Annotated in this window: 16 protein-coding genes; 3 read left to right on the plus strand and 13 right to left on the minus strand. The window is 58.9% G+C overall.

The features are described 5' to 3' along the window. Window positions 1-21 precede the first annotated feature (21 nt). Window positions 22-2,427 carry a fibronectin type III domain-containing protein gene (locus LCH65_RS22745; RefSeq protein ID WP_226439817.1) on the plus strand — a complete coding sequence of 802 codons (2,406 nt, stop codon included), beginning with the start codon at window positions 22-24 and terminating at the stop codon, window positions 2,425-2,427. An 861-nt stretch (window positions 2,428-3,288) separates the two neighbouring features. Here the strand turns inward: LCH65_RS22745 and LCH65_RS22750 are convergent. From LCH65_RS22750 to LCH65_RS22775, 6 genes are all read right to left on the minus strand, one after another. Beyond that, on the minus strand, window positions 3,289-4,086 hold the full coding sequence (locus LCH65_RS22750; RefSeq protein WP_226439829.1) for an electron transfer flavoprotein subunit beta: 798 nt from the start codon (window positions 4,084-4,086) through the stop codon (window positions 3,289-3,291). Next, window positions 4,076-5,296 carry an electron transfer flavoprotein subunit alpha/FixB family protein gene (locus tag LCH65_RS22755; RefSeq protein WP_054081736.1) on the minus strand — a complete coding sequence of 407 codons (1,221 nt, stop codon included), beginning with the start codon at window positions 5,294-5,296 and terminating at the stop codon, window positions 4,076-4,078. Before LCH65_RS22755 ends, LCH65_RS22750 begins: the two co-directional genes overlap by 11 nt. Further along, window positions 5,296-7,257, minus strand: coding sequence for a dimethylglycine demethylation protein DgcB (gene dgcB, locus LCH65_RS22760; RefSeq protein ID WP_096108296.1), 1,962 nt, complete (start codon window positions 7,255-7,257; stop codon window positions 5,296-5,298). Before dgcB ends, LCH65_RS22755 begins: the two co-directional genes overlap by 1 nt. A 156-nt stretch (window positions 7,258-7,413) precedes the next feature. After that, a complete protein-coding gene (gene dgcA, locus LCH65_RS22765; RefSeq protein ID WP_003432483.1) occupies window positions 7,414-9,474 on the minus strand; it encodes a dimethylglycine demethylation protein DgcA in 2,061 nt (686 codons plus the stop codon). Between the two features lie 15 nt (window positions 9,475-9,489). Beyond that, complete coding sequence (locus LCH65_RS22770; protein WP_003432482.1) at window positions 9,490-10,020, minus strand: DUF5943 domain-containing protein; 531 nt, start codon at window positions 10,018-10,020, stop codon at window positions 9,490-9,492. An 84-nt stretch (window positions 10,021-10,104) separates the two neighbouring features. After that, a complete protein-coding gene (locus LCH65_RS22775) occupies window positions 10,105-11,082 on the minus strand; it encodes a dipeptidase (RefSeq protein WP_003372603.1) in 978 nt (325 codons plus the stop codon). Between the two features lie 228 nt (window positions 11,083-11,310). Here LCH65_RS22775 and LCH65_RS22780 point away from each other — a divergent pair, with 228 nt between their 5' ends. Both LCH65_RS22780 and LCH65_RS22785 read left to right on the plus strand, forming a co-directional pair. Then, a complete protein-coding gene (locus tag LCH65_RS22780; protein WP_003405168.1) occupies window positions 11,311-11,721 on the plus strand; it encodes a lysozyme inhibitor LprI family protein in 411 nt (136 codons plus the stop codon). A gap of 55 nt (window positions 11,722-11,776) precedes the next feature. Continuing rightward, window positions 11,777-12,196: a DUF3010 family protein gene (locus LCH65_RS22785; RefSeq protein ID WP_003372607.1), complete on the plus strand. Its 420-nt coding sequence runs from the start codon at window positions 11,777-11,779 to the stop codon at window positions 12,194-12,196. 174 nt (window positions 12,197-12,370) lie between these two features. On the opposite strand, the gene fba is transcribed toward LCH65_RS22785, so the two are convergent. The 7 genes from fba to tkt form a co-directional block, all read right to left on the minus strand. Next, on the minus strand, window positions 12,371-13,435 hold the full coding sequence (fba, locus tag LCH65_RS22790) for a class II fructose-bisphosphate aldolase (protein ID WP_003372623.1): 1,065 nt from the start codon (window positions 13,433-13,435) through the stop codon (window positions 12,371-12,373). Between the two features lie 113 nt (window positions 13,436-13,548). Then, window positions 13,549-13,875: an MliC family protein gene (locus LCH65_RS22795; protein ID WP_003320832.1), complete on the minus strand. Its 327-nt coding sequence runs from the start codon at window positions 13,873-13,875 to the stop codon at window positions 13,549-13,551. 52 nt (window positions 13,876-13,927) lie between these two features. Further along, window positions 13,928-14,125, minus strand: coding sequence for a hypothetical protein (locus tag LCH65_RS22800; RefSeq protein ID WP_003372626.1), 198 nt, complete (start codon window positions 14,123-14,125; stop codon window positions 13,928-13,930). 84 nt (window positions 14,126-14,209) lie between these two features. Further along, complete coding sequence (locus LCH65_RS22805; RefSeq protein ID WP_003316354.1) at window positions 14,210-14,440, minus strand: lipoprotein; 231 nt, start codon at window positions 14,438-14,440, stop codon at window positions 14,210-14,212. A 27-nt stretch (window positions 14,441-14,467) separates the two neighbouring features. After that, window positions 14,468-15,631, minus strand: a complete 1,164-nt coding sequence (locus LCH65_RS22810; protein ID WP_003372628.1) for a phosphoglycerate kinase — start codon at window positions 15,629-15,631, stop codon at window positions 14,468-14,470. A gap of 22 nt (window positions 15,632-15,653) precedes the next feature. Next, entirely contained in the window at window positions 15,654-16,697 is a 1,044-nt protein-coding gene (gene epd / locus LCH65_RS22815) for an erythrose-4-phosphate dehydrogenase (protein ID WP_226439818.1), read from the minus strand. A 186-nt stretch (window positions 16,698-16,883) separates the two neighbouring features. Continuing rightward, window positions 16,884-18,881: a transketolase gene (gene tkt, locus LCH65_RS22820; RefSeq protein WP_003372635.1), complete on the minus strand. Its 1,998-nt coding sequence runs from the start codon at window positions 18,879-18,881 to the stop codon at window positions 16,884-16,886. Window positions 18,882-18,888: the final 7 nt, after the last annotated feature.

Below are 18,888 nucleotides of genomic sequence, written 5' to 3' on the forward strand. Positions count from 1 at the left end.
CAACGGACGGAGACACGGACCATGCTCAGCCCAAAAAACATTAATCAATATAAAAATAAAACAGTCGATGCAGCCTCGGCCATGCCGGACATAAGAGGCAAAAAGATTCTCATGGGGTTCTGGCATAACTGGCCTTCCGAACCCGGTCAAGGTTACCAGCAAGGCCTGTTCAAAGAGATGGCGCTGACCGACATACCCGAGGCGTATAACGTCGTGGCCGTGGCCTTCATGAAAGGTGCCGGCATTCCTACATTCAAGCCTTATAACCTGAGCGATGCTGCGTTTCGCGCCCAAGTGGCAGCACTGAATGCACAAGGACGTGCGGTGCTGATTTCTCTTGGCGGGGCTGACGCGCATATTGAGCTATATACCGGTCAGGAAGATGCACTGGCCTATGAAATTATTCGTCTGGTTGAAACCTATGGCTTTGACGGCCTGGATATCGACCTTGAACAAGCTGCTATTACCTTTGCCGATAACCGGAGCGTATTACCCGCTGCGTTGAGGATGGTGCGCGAACATTACGAGACAGAAGGAAAGCACTTCATTATCAGTATGGCCCCCGAGTTCCCCTACCTGAGGGCCAGCAAAAAACTGCCGATATTGAAAGAGATCACGACGTACTTTCCTTTCCTGAAAGAATTTGTAACCTTTCTCGACTCCCTGAGATCCGGCGGTGCCTACCTTGCTTACATCAATGCGCTGGAAGACATCTATGACTTTATCGCGCCTCAGTATTACAACCAGGGCGGCGATGGCATATGGGTCGATGAGCTGAACCTGTGGGTCACTCAAAACAACGACGCCCATAAGAAAGAGTTTCTTTACTACCTGACCGACAGCTTGATCCACGGTACGCGTGGCTTCACTAAAATTCCGGCCGACAGGCTGGCCATTGGTCTACCGACCAACAATGACGCCGCCGCCACCGGTTACGTGGTCGATCCGCAGGACGTCAAGGATGCACTGCAAGAGCTGGAAGACACCGGCAACCCGATTCGCGGGCTGATGACCTGGTCGGTCAACTGGGATGCCGGGAAAGACAAGGATGGCAAGGAATACAGCTGGGAGTTCGTGAACCGCTACGGTTATCTCACCAGTGGTGAAACGCCCGTACCGGACAAGCCTTCAGTACCCACTGACCTCAGATCAACCGAGCAAACCCCAACGTCGGTGAAACTGGCCTGGTCGCTTTCGGAAGGCACGAACCCGGTTCTGAAATATGAAGTGCTCCGTAACGGCACTCTCTTCTTTACGGTGAGCCGTCCTGACTTTGAAGATACCGGCCTTCAGCCCGGCACCACTTACAGCTACCAGGTACGTGCCATTGATGTCATGGACAACACCTCGGCATTCTCCACAGCGATCAGCGTGAGTACACAGGCAGGGAGCGGCGGTGGTGCGAAACCGACAACACCGGTCTTGAGCCTGTCAGGCGTCACCGATAAAAGTGTGTCGCTGACATGGACAGCGTCTACCAGCGATAGCCCAATCAACAGGTATCAAATTGACCGGGACGGCTGGCCTACTACAGCGCTCAGCGGTGAAACGTATGCGTTTACCGATGAAGAACTCACCCCGGGCCGTACGTATAAATACCGCGTTGTGGCAAGAGACGAAGAACTTCAATGGTCAGAGGTCAGCAACCTGATAGAAGTCACAACCGATTCGGAACCCCATAAACCTTCATTGCCTGTCGACTTCAGGTCAACCGGGCGGACCACCACATCGATAACGCTGGACTGGAGTGTTTCGACGGATGCCAGCGGTCCGTTTCACTATGAGCTGTTCCGCAAGGGTGTTTCGATAGGCGAGGGCAAAGCTCCTCCCTTCACCGACGAAGGCCTTCTGCAAAGCCGCCTTTATGATTATCACATCATCGCGACCGACAGTATGGGTAACAGCTCAGGACCCTCTGAAAAACTTCTGGCCACTACAGACTCCGAGGCGTCCAATGATCGACCTGCGCCACCGGGCAACTTGCGTCAGACAGGTGAGACCACCACCAGTGTTTCACTGGCATGGGATGCACCTGCAGGGGGTACTGCCGTTGACGTCTACCGTGTCTACAGTTTCGACGCGCCTGCTGTGACCGTCGATTCAACCGTACTGACTTTTACCGTCAGAGGCCTGACCCCAGGCAAGACCTATCAGTATCTGGTCGGTGCACGCGATAAAGATCTAGAACTGTCTGGGCCCAGCAACGTTGTGCAGGCCTCGACCAGCGAAGCATTGCCTGAATGGGACGATGATACTGACTACGTGAAGGGGAATAAGGTGATGCATGCGGGTGCCTCTTACATCTGCATCAATTCTCACCATTCACAACCAGACTGGGCGCCGGGCACCGTGCCGACGTTATGGGCGCCCTGGACCGAGCAAGCAGGCGGCAGAGGTTTCCGCGACTGGCCCAAAGAATGGCAGTGAGCCTCATGCGTACCGGCTCTGGCTCGTAAACAGACGGTGACGATGTCATAACTGAACGACTTATCCACAGTGCCCAAAAAGCGTTTATGGATAAGTCGCTTTTTCATGGGCCTGGAAATAGTCAGGACAACAACGACTTACCATGGAACACCTAAGTCACAGAGCCTGTATGTTTTTTAACCAAATCTCTGTAGAGCTTAATTTCATTGGGCTACAGACGAGCACGAACACCTTATCCACAGAAGCGCCAACAGACTTTGGGTACAACTTCGTCCCAATCACCCGGCCTGCTGTGGACAACGTATAAAATGGCTGAAAAACCACCCGAATGAACCAACGCTGCACGCAAAACCCTGCTTTGATCATTTTTCATACAAAACCTCCAAAGCCTTTATTTACAAGGCTTGTAGGCAATCACAAACAACTTGTCCACAAGCACGCGCACAGAGATTGTGGGCAAACCCATTGGCTGGCAGATGGCAGTGCGCATTTATCCACAAAAAAATGCAATGAAAATAAAGAGTTAGATTGATCGTTTTTTGAACACCATTCCAAAAGCCACGTTCTACAAGCCGTTCAGACGTTCACGAACACATTATCCACAGGCACACGCACAGGGATTGTGCGTAAGTCTTCCCGAAAAGAATATTGGTCAGGGCCGTACAGGCGTGACGTTCAAACGAGCCATTTTGCTACCCATCACGATTTCGAGTTTCAACCGCCGTTACGAAAACGCGGATGTCAAAGTCGAGGTCAGCAATGGCGGTGATCTGAAAGGGAGTATTTCGTATGCCTACTTCCGGCCTCTCTCCGAGCAGAAGGCAAACCGCCCCTCAAAGACGGCAGCACAAGACTTTAGCCTTACTTTACGACGCCCTCATCGATCAACAGCTTCAGAATCGCGGCTGCGCCCTCTTCAGGGCGCAACCCCTTGAGCACTTGGCCCCCGCCGCCACTGGCCTTGGCAGTGGCGGCTTTCATGCGATCAGCGCCGCTCTTGGCTTTGATGACCTTCAAGCGTTTGGGCCGCGGTCTGGCTGGCTGCAGCGCTTGATCCGTCAACAACTCATCGGCCACTACCTGAACGCTTTCGGTGTCCAGCGTGCCACGCTGTGCGGGTCCGAATGCGCTCTGTCGAGGTTTGGGAGCGGCGTTATCCACAGTGGCCAGAAACGGCAAACGAACCTTCAGCCGGCGACGCTGGCCGCGAGGCAGAGCCTGCAACACCAGTGCGGTGCCGTTGTTCAACGACTCGACTTCAGCCAGACCGGTCACCAGTGGCCAGCCCAGCCTTTCAGCCAACAGAAAGGGCAGCATCCCCGACCCTTCACCGGTTTCAGCCTGACTGCCGGCCAACACCACCTGCGCGGCAGAATCCCGGAGGTAGTCAGTCAACGCAACCAGCGCATCGGCGCCCTCGGGTTGCTCCAGCACATGCAGCTCGTTGAGCCCCATGCCAAGGTAAGCGCGCAGCGCCGGTTCTTCGGCATTGCCCGCGTGCAGTACCTGCAAGTTATCCCCAGCCAGCTGCAAACCAAGCTCGACGGCCCGCGCATCCTGTTCGGCGCGGCGCGCACGACCTGATGTCGGGTGCGCCCCGATGGACACCAGACTGATGATCTGTACCGCATGCTTATCCACAGACACTTCAGGCTGCATCACGCTTACCTCCGCTGCGCCAGGCTTCGACTGCGGCGATCAGCGCCGTAAGTACTTCGGCGCTCTCGCCGATGACCGATAGATCTGCACGCTTGACCATGTCGCACCCCGCATCCAGATTGATCGCAATGACCTTGTCACAGGCGCCGATACCCTGCAGATGCTGGATGGCCCCGGAAATACCGACGGCGACATACACCCTTGCGGTCACCCAGGTGCCACTCGCGCCTACCTGCCGCTCGCGGCCCATGAAACCATCGTCCACTGCGACACGCGACGCCCCTTCGGTGGCCCCGAGTGCCGAAGCGGCCTGATGAAACAGATCCCAGTCTTTGACACCATTGCCGCCAGACAGAATGAATTCGGCTTCAGCCATGGGGATAACTCCGGGATCGACGGCAACCGCTCCCAGGTCCTCTATACGCGGCAGGCTGCGCGCCACGCCTGTGGACAACTCGACCGGCACTACCTCGTGACGGGTATCGCTGACCGGTTCAGCGCACTCTACAGCGGCCAGAATCAGACGGGGCAGAGGCCGAACCAGGTCTTCGCGACCGGCGCCTGCGCGACTTATGCACACCTGGTCCTTGACCTGCCAGACCCGCGTTGCAGGTCGCTCGCCGATGCTGGCGGCAAAACGTCTTCCCAGTTCGCCACCGCCGGTGCGGCTGTCCGGCAGCAGCCAGTGGCGCGGGTTGAACTGGTTATCCACAGCTCGCAAACCCTGCACGCGTTGTTCCGGTGAATAACCGTCGAACCCGGCACCGTCGATAATCAATAACCGATCCACGCCAGCAACGTCGAAAGCAGTTTCCTTGTGTTCGCCGAACACCACCGCCAGCACGGCACCGTCGGCCCCCGCCAGCTGACGCGCCAGCCCCAGCAAGTCGCGGTCGTGGCTGCTCAGGCGGCCGCCGACCATATCGGGCACCACCGTGATATGGAACGCTGGCTCGACGATGGTATGCAGCGGCAACTGCACGTCGGCAGCGGCCGAACGCTTGACCGTGCCGCCCTGCTGAGTGCCGCTGCGGTCGATACGCTTGATGCCGTTGGGACCGATAAAACCCAGGCCATGCACGTTCTTGCGCATCAGGCCGTTCGGCCCCATCCAGCGGCTCTGCGCAGGCTGCATGGCCGCATGCAGTGGGTGCAGTCGATTGCGGGCAATCCACTCGGCGCGTGGATCACGGCGGATAATGTCACTCATCAGAGCACCTCCGCGGGTTCACGTTTGGCAGGCGCTGGCGTATTGGGGATAACTTCCTCAATCAGCGCATCGGCGACCAGTTCGGCAATGTCCTTGATCAGTGGTCGCGGCTCGACAACGCCTTCGAGCATGGCTGTGCACTGTGGACAACCTACCGCAACCAGCTCGGCAGCCGTCTCACGAATGTCGTCCATGCGCATGTCAGGAATCCGCTGTCTGCCGGGAATGTCAGTGATGGGCGCGCCACCGCCGCCACCGCAGCAGCGGGAGCGAAAGCCCGAGCGCTGCATTTCCCTGATCTCGATCCCCAGCGCGCGCAGCACTTCACGCGGCGCCTCGTATTCGCCGTTGTAACGGCCCAGGTAACACGGATCGTGATAAGTCACGCTGGCGCCTTTGTGCTGGCCCAGCGTCAGGGCGCCGCTGCGCACCAGCTCGGCCATGAAGGTGCTGTGATGCTGCACCTGATAGTCACCGCCAAAAGCGCCATATTCGTTTTTCAGCACATGAAAGCTGTGCGGGTCGCAGGTCACGATACGTTTGAAATCGTAACGGGACAGGGTCTGAATGTTGCGTCGGGCGAGCATCTGGAAGGTCGCTTCATCACCCAACCGCCTGGCCACATCACCGCTGTCGCGTTCTTCAAGGCCCAGCACGGCGAAATCCACCCCGGCCGACTTGAGGACTTTGACGAACGCGCGCAGGGTGCGTTGATTACGCATGTCGAACGCGCCATCACCGACCCAGAACAGCACATCCACGGTTTTTTTCTCGCTGAGCAATGTCAGGTTCAGATCGGCCGCCCAGTTCATTCGCCCGCCCGGTGCAAACCCGCCGGGGTTGTCGGTGGCGATCAGGTTGTCCAGCACCTCGGCGCCCTTGTTCGGCGTAGCGCCCTTTTCGAGGGTCAGGTGGCGGCGCATGTCGACGATGGCATCGACGTGCTCGATCATCATCGGGCACTCTTCGACACAGGCTCGGCACGTGGTGCAGGACCACAGCGTTTCGGCGTCCACCAGCCCGTTGACGATGGGCTGATGCGGATTACCACCATGCTCGCCCAGTGGCTTGCCTTTGCCGTCCAGCGATGGATAGGGACTGCCGGCAAATTTTGCGTCGGTACCCCCGGCAAGACCGACCACCATGTCCTGAATCAGCTTTTTAGGGTTGAGTGGCTGGCCTGCGGCAAACGCCGGGCAGGCCGCTTCGCACTTGCCGCACTGCACGCAGGCGTCGAAGCCCAGCAGTTGGTTCCAGGTGAAGTCCTGAGGTTTCTCCACGCCCAGCGGTGCGGTTCGATCGTTCAGGTCCAAAGGTTTCAGGCCCGTGGAACGTCCACCACCAAAACGCTCGGCACGCCGGTGCCAGGCCAGGTGCAGCGCCCCGGCGAAGGCGTGCTTCATCGGCCCGCCCCAGGTCATGCCGAAAAACAGTTCGCTTACGCCCCACAGCACGCCCAGCCCGAGAACAGCGACCAGTACCCATCCGCCGAAGTGCTCGGGAAGAATGCCCGCCACTGGCAACGTGACCAGAAAGAAGCTCGCGGAAAACGCCATGAGGCTTTTCGGCAGGCGCATCCACGGGCCTTTCGACAGACGCGCAGGCGGGTTGAGACGACGACGATAGACAAACACCGCACCGACGAACATCACCGCCGTCATCAACAGCAGTGCGTAACCAAGCACGCGGTTATGCACACCGAAACCGTGCACCAGAATCGCCAGCACAATCGAGGCCACCGCTCCGCCCGCTGTGGCCACGTGGGTATTGGCGATGTATTTGTCACGCGCGACCACGTGATGCAGATCGACCATGTACCGCTTGGGCATGGCCAGCAGACCACCCAGCCAATCGACTTTCGAGGACCGACCGTTGCGCCACAGGGTAGCCCGCCGCCAGGCGCCCAGCGCCGCAAGGGCCAGGGCGCTGAACAGCAGGATCGGAAGAAGGGTGTCTAGCATCTGAAGCTCCAGGTACCAAGCGGTCTTGCAGTCCGGGTGACGCTTCGTTGATTCGCAAAAACCGTGGATCAGACAACCCGCATGTCGGCTGATCTATCGCATTCGCGAACCCGTTCGCTCCCACGGCCTGCGGCCGGAATCAAAGACAGGCGAGCCTTAAAAGTCCTTGCACAGCCGCAAGCCGTCATAGATCGCGGCGTGGGTATTACGCTGCGCCACGCAATCGCCGATACGAAACAGCAGATAACCGTCACCCGGCTGGCTCAACGATGGCTGTGGCTGAATGGCGAACAGCGCATCGATATCGATCTGGCCCTTGTTGCGCGAGCCTTCCTTGAGCGCGTAGTAGATCGCTTCGTCGGGACGCACGCCGTTTTCCACCACCACCTGATCGACGACCCGCTCTTCCTTGGCGCCGGTGTATTCGTTTTCCAGCACCGCCACCAGCTTGTCGCCCTCGCGATAGACCTTTTCCAGCATCATGTCGCCGGTCATGATCACTTCCTTGGGGTACATGCTGCGGTAGTAGGTCGGGAACGAGGTTCCGCCAATCGCCACGCCCGGCTTGATGTCATCGGTGACGATTTCGACCTGGCAGCCCTTGTCGGCCAGAAAATCGGCCACCGACATGCCGGTGAACTCGCAGATGGTGTCGTAGACCAGCACGTTCTTGCCGGGCGCCACCTTGCCGTCCAGCACATCCCAACTGCTGACCACCAGGCCTTCAGCCGCCCCCCAGTGTTCGTTCTGCTCAAGAAACGGGTGACCGCCGACCGCGAGCACCACGATGTCGGGCCGCAGATCGAGAATGGTTGCCGCATCTGCTGCGGTGCCCAGACGCAGGTCGACTTTCAGGCGCGCCAGCTCAAGCTGGAACCAGCGCGTGATGCCAGCAATCTGGTCGCGCTGCGGTGCCTTCGATGCGGTGGTGATCTGCCCGCCGATGAAGTCCTTTTTCTCGAACAGGGTCACGTCATGTCCGCGTTCGGCGGAGACCCGTGCGGCTTCCATCCCTGCAGGACCGGCACCGACCACCACGACCTTGCGCCTGGGTCCGGCGGATTTCTCGATGATGTGCGGCACGCCCATGTATTCGCGGGACGTGGCGGCGTTCTGGATGCACAGCACATCCAGCCCTTGATACTGGCGATCGATGCAGTAGTTGGCACCGACGCACTGCTTGATCTGGTCGATCTGGCCCATCTTGATCTTGGCGATCAGGTGCGGGTCGGCAATGTGCGCGCGGGTCATGCCGACCATATCGACATAGCCACCTTCCAGAATTCGCGTTGCCTGGTTCGGGTCCTTGATGTTCTGCGCGTGCAGCACCGGGGCCTTGACCACTTCCTTGATCCCGGCCGCCAGGTGCAGGAACGGCTCCGGTGGGTAACTCATGTTCGGAATAACGTTGGCCAGGGTGTTGTGGGTGTCACATCCCGAGCCCACCACGCCGATGAAATCGATCATGCCGGTGTCGTCGTAATACTTGGCGATCTGCTTCATGTCCTCGTGGCTTAGGCCATCGGGATGAAACTCGTCGCCACAGATGCGCAACCCTACGCAGAAGTCGGGGCCGACTTCCTTGCGCACCGCCTTGATCACTTCCAGGCCGAAGCGCATGCGGTTCTCGAAACTGCCACCCCATTCATCGGTGCGCTTGTTGACCCGCGGGCTCCAGAACTGGTCGATCATGTGCTGATGCACCGCCGACAACTCGACGCCATCCAGACCACCGGCCTTGGCACGCGCCGCAGCACTGGCGTAGTTGCCGATCACCCGCCAGATTTCCTCGGGCTCGATGGTTTTGCAGGTTGCCCGATGCACCGGCTCGCGAATGCCCGACGGCGACATCAGGGTCGGCCAGTGATCGCCATCCCAGCGCGAGCGACGGCCCATGTGGGTAATCTGGATCATGATCTTGGCGCCATGCTTGTGCATGGCGTCGGCAAGGTTCTGGAAGTGCGGGATGATTCTGTCGGTTGCCAGGTTGACCGATTTCCACCAGCCTTGCGGGCTGTCGATGGCCACGCTTGAAGAGCCGCCACAAATGGCCAGGCCGATGCCGCCCTTGGCTTTTTCCTCGTAGTACTTCACGTAACGATCCGTGGTCATGCCGCCATCGGTGGCGTAGACCTCGGCGTGCGCAGTGCTCAGCACGCGATTGCGGATGGTGAGCTTGCCGATCTGGATCGGCTGGAACATCGCTTCGAAAGCCATAACCCGATCCTCGATTTACAGCGGCTTGACGACAAATAGACCGTCGTCATGACCGTCTTCGGAACCACCGTAAACCTGCTCGGCAACCGTACGCACAGCGCTGCCACTGGCAGCGAGGATCTGATCCATGGCCCCGGCGAACCAGCCGGTGAACATGTAATCGACCTTGCGCCCGACCTTGCCGTAGACGTACACGAAACAGGAGTGCTCCAGCTTCACACTGGCAGTGCCTTTCTCGACGTCGATGTCCTGGATCTTGAACAGGCCCCAGCCACGCTGCGACAGACGCTTCATGTAGTGCTCGAACACCGCAACGCCTTCCAGGCCGTGGCATTCGGCTTCCTTTTCGCACCAGTGCCAGGCGGATTTGTAACCCGCCTTGTAGAGGATGTCGGCGTAGGCATCGGCGCCCAGCACTTCTTCGATGCCCATGTGGTTGTTGACGAAAAAGTGCCGGGGCACGTACAGCATCGGCAACGCATCGGAGGTCCAGACGCCGGTTTCGCTGTCGACTTCGATGGGCAGTTGCGGGGCGATTTTAGCCATGGCGGTCAAACTCCAGATGATTCGGTCTACACCCACCGCTCGAAGGGCCGTGGGGGTTCAATTCGATAAGGTATGGCGGGCGGGTTACTCGCCCCAGACGTCGGCCAGAACGTTGACCCAGTTCTCGCCCATGATCTTGCGCACCACGCGTTCGGAGTGACCGCGCTTGAGCAGCGTTTCAGTCAGATTGGGAAACTCGCCAACGGTGCGGATGCCCAGCGGGTTGATGATCTTGCCGAAGTTGGTCAGGCGGCGGGCGTAGCCCTTGTCGTGGGTCAGGTACTCGAAAAACTCCTGGCCGTGACCCTGAGTGAAGTCAGTGCCAATGCCGATGGCGTCTTCGCCGACGATGTTCATGACGTATTCGATGGCTTCGGCGTAATCGTCAATGGTCGACTCGATGCCCTTGGCCAGGAACGGCGCGAACATGGTCACGCCGACAAAACCGCCATGATCGGCGATGAACTTCAGTTCGGCGTCGGACTTGTTGCGCGGGTGTTCCTTGAGGCCGGAAGGCAGACAGTGGGAGTAGCAGACCGGCTTTTTCGATTCGAGAATGACTTCTTCCGAGGTTTTCGAGCCGACGTGGGACAGGTCGCACATCACCCCGACACGGTTCATTTCAGCGACGATCTCACGACCGAAACCCGACAGCCCGCCGTCGCGCTCGTAGCAGCCCGTGCCCACCAGATTCTGGGTGTTGTAGCACATCTGCACGATGCCGACGCCGAGCTTCTTGAAGATCTCGACGTAGCCGATCTGGTCTTCATAGGCGTGTGCGTTCTGGAAGCCGAACAGAATGCCGGTCTTGCCCAGTTCCTTGGCCTTGCGGATGTCGGCTGTGGTATGCACCGGCATGACCAGGTCGCTGTTTTCGCGCATCAGTTTCTGGCTGGTGCAGATGCTGTTGATGGTCGCCTGAAAGCCCTCCCACACCGACACTGTGCAGTTGGCCATGGTCAGGCCGCCCTTGCGCATGTCTTCGAACAGCTCGCGGTTCCACTTGGCGATGATCAGCCCGTCAATAACGATGCTGTCGGCGTGTAATTCGGCTGGGCTCATCAGGCTGTCCCCTTTTTTGATTGCGGTGCGCCGAATCGGCTGTCGGCGCTAATGGGGTCAGCATATGCCGGAGGGTCAGGGGAACCGGGTGCAAAAACGACAGGGGGTTTGCCGAAAGCGTCAAGATGCGACAAAGGGGGACGGCGAGTCGTCGGGCGATGTCGTAAACCTGTTCAATGTCTCACGCTTGAGACAGAATCGAGCCTATCAATGGATCGGAGCGACTCGATGAAAACGTTTTTGCTGACCCTGGCCCTTATGACGACGGCCGTGACAGGCGTACACGCCGCCCAGAATCCGGACGCGTCGCCCTGCGACGGTGTCGAGGACGACAAGCAGACCCTGGAATGCTCGGCCTACAGCCGCACCACTGCCGAACAGTTGCTCAAGGAAAACTTCGACAACCTGCTCAAGCGCGTTCAGTCGCAGTTCGTCGCCAACAAGACGCAGTTCAACGACTTTACCAGCAAACTCAAGACCGCCCAGCAAGCCTGGGAGAAGCTGCGTGACGCCGACTGCGCGGTTGAGGTCTTCCCTTCTGCAGCAGGCAGCAAAGCCTTCACTATCAGCGAAAACGACTGCATTGCGCGCATGAGTGACGAGCGCTCGGAGTATCTGGAGTCGATAGCGCAGGAATAACGTCTACGATGAGATAACCTGCCTCTTTATATGAACGAGCTCATCAGGTTTTCTCATGATTATTTGCGGTGTAGAAATCAAAGGCAGCGAAGCTATCTTCGCCCTCGCCACTCGACGTAATGGCGGCATCGAGCACTTGCCGCTCGCCACCAAGAAGCTTGCGCTGGAGGACGATGACGAGGCCGCCAACGTCAAAGCCTTCTCCACGCAACTCGCCGGTTTCGTGCGTGAAAACGGCATCAGCCATGTGGTTATCAAGAAGCGCAGCAAGAAAGGCGAATTCGCTGGCGGCCCGACCACCTTCAAGATCGAAACCATCTTTCAACTGATGTCTGATTGCAACGTGGTGCTGATCTCGCCGCAGACCGTCAATGCGCAGAACAAGAAACACACCTTCGCCCTGCCCGACACCCTGAACAAGTATCAGCACGAAGCGTACAAGGCGGCGTGTGCGGGTGTGATGAAGAGCGTTTAAGCCTTTCGAGAGAGGACGCAGAGCGTCGCACGATAGCGGGGATTATCGTTCCTCACGCTCCAGCGTGGGAATGCAGTTCGTGACGCTCCGCGTCACATTCATTCGCCGCGCAGTTACTTTTGACCCGACATAAAAAACCCGCATTTCTGCGGGTTTCTTCAATGCTCAATCAACTCAGTTGACCTTGGCATCCAGCTCGCCACGCGCGTAGCGTTCGAACATGGCGTCCAGGGAGATCGGCTTGATCTTCGAGGCGTTGCCAGCGGTGCCGAATGCTTCATAACGGGCGATACATACGTCACGCATGGCCACGACAGTCTTGGCCAGGTACTTGCGCGGGTCGAACTCGCTCGGGTTTTTGGCCATGAATTCGCGGATCGCACCGGTCGATGCCAGACGCAGGTCAGTATCGATGTTGACCTTGCGCACGCCGTGCTTGATGCCTTCAACGATTTCTTCGACCGGCACACCGTAGGTTTCTTTGATGTCGCCGCCGAACTCGTTGATGATTTTCAGCCATTCCTGTGGAACGGACGAAGAACCGTGCATCACCAGGTGAGTGTTAGGGATGCGCTTGTGGATCTCTTTGATGCGCTCGATCGCCAGGATGTCGCCGGTAGGCGGCTTGGTGAACTTGTAAGCGCCGTGGCTGGTGCCGATGGCGATGGCCAGGGCATCGACCTGAGTGCGCTTGACGAAGTCAGCGGCTTCTTCCGGGTCGGTCAGCATCTGGCTGTGATCCAGAACGCCTTCCGCACCCACGCCGTCTTCTTCACCAGCCATGCCGGTTTCCAGCGAGCCCAGCACGCCCAGCTCGCCTTCCACGGAAACGCCGCAGGCGTGAGCGAAGGACACAACGCGACGGGTCACGTCAACGTTATAGTCGTAATCGGCCGGGGACTTGCCGTCTTCACGCAGCGAGCCGTCCATCATCACCGAGCTGAAGCCCAGCTGGATCGAGCGCTGGCAGATGTCAGGGCTGGTACCGTGGTCCTGATGCATGACCACCGGGATGTGCGGGAATTCTTCGATCGCGGCGAGGATCAGGTGACGCAGGAACGGCGCACCGGCGTATTTGCGGGCACCGGCAGAAGCCTGGACGATCACCGGGGAGTCGGTCTTGTCGGCCGCTTCCATAATGGCGCGCATCTGTTCCAGGTTGTTTACGTTGAAAGCTGGAACGCCGTAGCCGAATTCGGCTGCGTGGTCCAACATCTGGCGCATGCTGATAAGTGCCATTGTCTGTGTCTCTCCCGGTAGGGTCGTTAGTCGAGCAAGCCTGCCGTAGTGGCGGCTGCCATTCAAGTTATAAGCTCAGCCACAAGGCTGCGCGTGTGTGCCCGAGATCCGACTTATCTGGCCTTGCAGCCGCGACCGATCAGATCGTTGGTAGCGTCCCAATAGATCAGGCCCTCGCTACCCTTGTTGACGAATGCCAACACATTGTTGCTGTACAGCGTACCGCTGGCAGCGCCGGGTTCAGCCTTGAGCCTGAACACCTGATCGCTTTGATTCAGACGAACATCGACTTCCTTTTTGGCCGAGTCGATGTAGCGCCAGTTGACCTCTGCATTGCTGTCACATACCCAGCGATTCCAAGGGTCATTCTGCTGCGGTGAACTCATGCTCGAACAACCGCCAAGCACTGCCAACACCCCGAGGGCAATCACGCCTTTCATTACGTCTCCTGGCTGCCCTGCGAAACGCGGCGTGTGCCGTTCGTTTCAACTGTCAGGGGCAGTTCTGTTCCTGTTTTCGGTCATCGGCCGGCTCACCGGTGACATGTGCCTCAACCCGTTGACTGTTTTCAGTCGTTGGCACATTCACGGCGGCCGGGCTGAATATCTGACAGGTCTTGGCACGCGAGCCAGAACCGGTACAACCAGCCAGTACAATGCAGCTCATCAGAGCCAGGGCAGCGATCTTCATGGCGAAACTCCTTTCCCGGAAAAATATCCACCCTTTAAAGACCGCTGAAGCCCGTCAATGTTGCCAACGGGTTTCAGACCTGGCTCACAGACACCCTACATTGCCTGTCCGCGGCATGAATTCGTAACGATCCCACACCTCGGGGCCGCCGCGCTTGTAGACCACCGGCACCGTTTCTGCCTGCCAGCCCGCCTGATAGCAGCTTAACTGGAGCGGTTGGGTCGGGGAGTCGCTCTCCACCTCTTCAGCCGCAGGCTTGCCCGCGCAACCTGCCAGTAAACCTGCGATGAGAAACCACGGTAACGCCCTGACCATTGACCACTCCTTGTCCAAGGCTTTCACTCAAGCCTTGGCGCGTTGTTCGAGCATTTCCACCGCAGGCAGAACCTTGCCTTCCACGAACTCGAGGAACGCACCGCCACCGGTCGAAATGTAGGAAATCTGTTCTGCCACACCATACTTGTCGATGGCCGCCAGCGTGTCGCCACCGCCCGCGATGGAGAACGCCTGGCTTTCAGCGATGGCCTTGGCCAGCGTTTTAGTGCCTTCACCGAACTGATCGAACTCAAAAACGCCGACCGGACCGTTCCACAGGATAGTCCCGGAAGATTTCAGTAATTCGGCGAAATGCGCAGCAGTTTGCGGGCCAATATCGAGAATCATATCGTCATCGGCGACGTCAGCGATCAGTTTGACAGTAGCGGCAGCGCTCTCGGCGAACTCCTTGGCAACCACCACGTCCGTCGGCAATGGCACGCTGACCTTGGCGGCGATGGCGCGAGCGGTGTCGAGCAGGTCAGGTTCGTACAGCGATTTACCGACCTTGTGACCGGCCGCAGCGAGGAAGGTGTTGGCAATGCCGCCGCCGACGATCAACTGATTGCAGATGCCGCTCAGGCTGTTGAGTACGTCCAGCTTGGTGGAGACCTTGGAGCCCGCCACGATGGCGGTCATCGGCTGGGCCGGAGCGCCCAGGGCCTTGCCCAGTGCTTCAAGCTCGGCGGCCAGCAACGGACCTGCCGCTGCCACCTTGGCGAATTTTGCCACGCCGTGAGTAGAACCCTCGGCACGGTGGGCGGTGCCAAAGGCATCCATCACGAACACGTCGCACAGTGCTGCGTATTGCTGCGCCAGCTCGTCGGCGTTCTTTTTCTCGCCCTTGTTGAAGCGAACGTTCTCGAACAGGACGACATCACCCGCTTTCACGTCGACCCCTTCCAGGTAATCGGCAACCAGCGGAACGTCACGACCCAGCGCCTTGCTCAGGTAGTCGGCAACCGGCTTGAGGCTGTTCTCGGCAGAAAACTCACCCTCTGTCGGGCGGCCAAGGTGTGAGCAGACCATGACGGCCGCGCCCTTCTCCAACGCCAGCCTGATGGTCGGCAGCGAAGCGAGGATACGTGCATCACTGCTGACTACGCCGTCCTTTACCGGGACGTTGAGGTCTTCGCGAATCAGTACACGTTTACCTTGCAGATCGAGGTCGGTCATCTTCAAGACGGTCATGAGCATTCCTGTTTTTTTACTGTTATTGGTCAGCGACGCGCAGAAAGTGATCGGCGACGTCGAGCATTCGATTGGCAAAGCCCCATTCGTTGTCGAACCAGGCCAGCAGATTGACCAGCCGGGGTCCGGAAACGCGGGTCTGACTCGCATCGACAATGGCCGAATGCGGGTCATGGTTGAAATCGCAACTGGCGTGCGGCAATTCCGTGTAGGCCAGCAGTCCCTTGAGCGGACCGCTGGTGGCGGCCTCACGCAGGATACGGTTGATCTCCACGGCATCGGTGTCTCGCGACATCTGCAACGTAATGTCCAGACAGGACACATTCACCGTCGGCACGCGAACAGCTTTGGCCTGAATTCGGCCGGCAAGTTCCGGAAGCAGCCGTTCGATTCCTCGCGCCAGACCGGTGGACACCGGAATGATCGACTGGAAGGCCGAGCGCGTACGGCGCAGATCCTCGTGATGATAAGCGTCGATCACCGGTTGATCGTTCATCGCCGAGTGGATGGTGGTAATGGTCATGTATTCCAGGCCGATGGCCTGATCCAGCAAGCGCAGCAGCGGCACGCTGCAGTTGGTGGTGCACGACGCGGCCGAGACCAGCAGCTCGCGGCCAGTCAGCTTGTGCTGATTGATGCCGAACACCACGGTGGCATCGACATCCCGTTCGCTGGCCATCGGCTGGGAAAACAGCACCCGCGGCGCACCGGCCTCCAGAAAGCGCTGGCCATCTTCGCGAGTGTTGTAGACACCGGAACACTCAAGCACCAGATCGACTTCCAGACCGGCCCAGTCGATGCCTTCGGGCGTCGCACTGCGCAGGACCTTGATCCGGTGGTCATTGATGTGCAGGTATTGCCCTTCGATCCGCACTTCGCCGGGAAACCGGCCGTGTGTGGAGTCAAAGCGCGTGAGGTATTCAAGACTGGCCATGTCGGCCAGATCGTTGATGGCAACCACTTCAAACCCGGCCTTGGCCCCTCGCTCGCACAGCGCGCGAACAACGCAACGACCAATACGGCCGTAACCGTTCAGAGCAACTTTGTAAGGGCGGGGCTGGGGCATGAAATTTTCGCCAGGGGCTGGATCTGATTGCGTAAACGATAAAACCTGTGGGAGCAACAGAGGCGGCGATCCGCTTTGCTCGCGAATGGGAGCACCCGGTTTGCCTGACTCACCTAGGCGCTTCCTTCGCGAGCAAGGCGGATCGCCGCCCCGGTCGCTCCCACAACATCAACATCACATGGCTGATCAGTCTTCGAGCAGCTCTTCAGCAGTGCTCAGGACGTTTTCCAGCGTGAACCCGAACTCTTCGAACAGCGCCGGCGCAGGGGCCGACTCGCCGAAGGTGGTCATGCCGATCACGCGCCCTTCCAGACCTACGTATTTGTACCAGTAGTCGGCGTGAGCCGCTTCGATGGCAATACGCGCGCTGACCTGCAACGGCAGCACCGCCTGCTTGTAAGCAGCATCCTGAGCTTCGAAAATGCTGGTGCATGGCATGGACACCACGCGCACGTTGCGGCCCTGCTCGGTCAGCTTGTCGTAAGCCTGGACAGCCAGACCGACTTCCGAACCGGTCGCGATCAGGATCAGCTCAGGCTCGGCAGCGCAATCACGCAGTACGTAACCGCCACGCGCGATGTAGGACAGTTGCTTCTCGTCACGCGCCTGATGAGTCAGGTTCTGACGGGAGAAGATCAGTGCCGACGGGCCATCGTCACGCTCGATAGCGTGTTTCCATGCCACGGCCGACTCCACGGCATCCGCAGGACGCCAGGTGTCCAGGTTCGGCGTGGTACGCAGGCTGGTCAATTGCTCGATCGGCTGGTGAGTCGGGCCGTCTTCGCCCAGACCGATGGAGTCGTGAGTGAATACGTAGATCACGCGCTTCTTCATCAACGAGGCCATACGCACCGCGTTGCGAGCATATTCCATGAAGATCAGGAAGGTTGCGCCGTAAGGCACGAAGCCGCCGTGCAGGGCGATGCCGTTCATCATGGCGCCCATACCGAACTCGCGAACACCGTAATGCAGGTAGTTGCCGTTAGGGTCTTCGCCGGTGATGCTCTTGCAGCCTTTCCAGATGGTCAGGTTGGATCCGGCAAGGTCAGCCGAACCACCCAGAATTTCAGGCAGCAACGGGCCGAGTGCCCCCAGTGCGTTCTGGCTGGCCTTGCGGCTGGCGATGGTTTCGCCCTTGGCGTTGACTTCAGCGACATAAGCCGCTGATTTTTCAGCGAAATCTGCAGGCAATTGCCCACTCATGCGACGAATGAAGTCGTTGGCCAGCTCCGGGAACGCGGCGGAATAGGCAGCAAAGCGCTGGTCCCACTCGGCTTCGGCCGCCAGACCTTTTTCCTTCGCGTTCCACTCGGCATAGATATCAGCCGGGATTTCGAAAGGACCGTGATTCCACTTCAGCGCGGCACGGGTCAGGGCGATTTCGTCAGCACCCAGTGGCGCACCGTGGGACTCTTCCTTGCCCTGCTTGTTCGGCGAACCGAAACCGATGGTGGTCTTGCAGCAGATCAGCGTTGGCTGGTCGCTCTTGCGAGCGGTTTCGATGGCTGTCTTGATTTCTTCAGGGTCATGACCGTCGACATTGCGGATCACCAACCAGCCGTACGACTCGAAACGCTTAGGCGTATCGTCGGTGAACCAGCCTTCCACTTCACCATCGATGGAGATGCCGTTGTCGTCGTAGAACGCGATCAGCTTGTTCAACTGCAACGTGCCGGCCAGCGACGCCGCTTCGTGGGAAATACCTTCCATCATGCAGCCATCGCCCATGAACACGTAGGTATGGTGATCGACGATGGAGTGGCCTGGACGGTTGAACTGTGCGGCGAGGGTCTTCTCGGCAGCAGCGAAACCGACGGCGTTGGCAAAGCCCTGACCCAGCGGACCGGTGGTGGTCTCGACGCCAGGCGTGTAACCGTACTCCGGGTGACCCGGAGTGCGGCTGTGCAATTGACGGAAGTTTTTCAGGTCGTCGATGGACAGGTCGTAGCCGGTCAGGTGCAGCAACGAGTAGACCAGCATCGAGCCGTGGCCGTTGGACATGATGAAACGGTCACGGTCGGCAAACGCAGGGTTTGCCGGGTTGTGCTTCAGATAATCGCGCCAAAGAACCTCGGCGATATCCGCCATGCCCATGGGGGCACCCGGATGGCCGCTGTTGGCTTTTTGCACGGCATCCATGCTGAGGGCACGAATAGCGTTGGCACGCTCACGACGGCTTGGCATCGCTGAT

The sequence above is a fragment of the Pseudomonas sp. MWU16-30316 genome, assembly GCF_020515645.1.
GTDB lineage: Bacteria > Pseudomonadota > Gammaproteobacteria > Pseudomonadales > Pseudomonadaceae > Aquipseudomonas > Aquipseudomonas cerasi.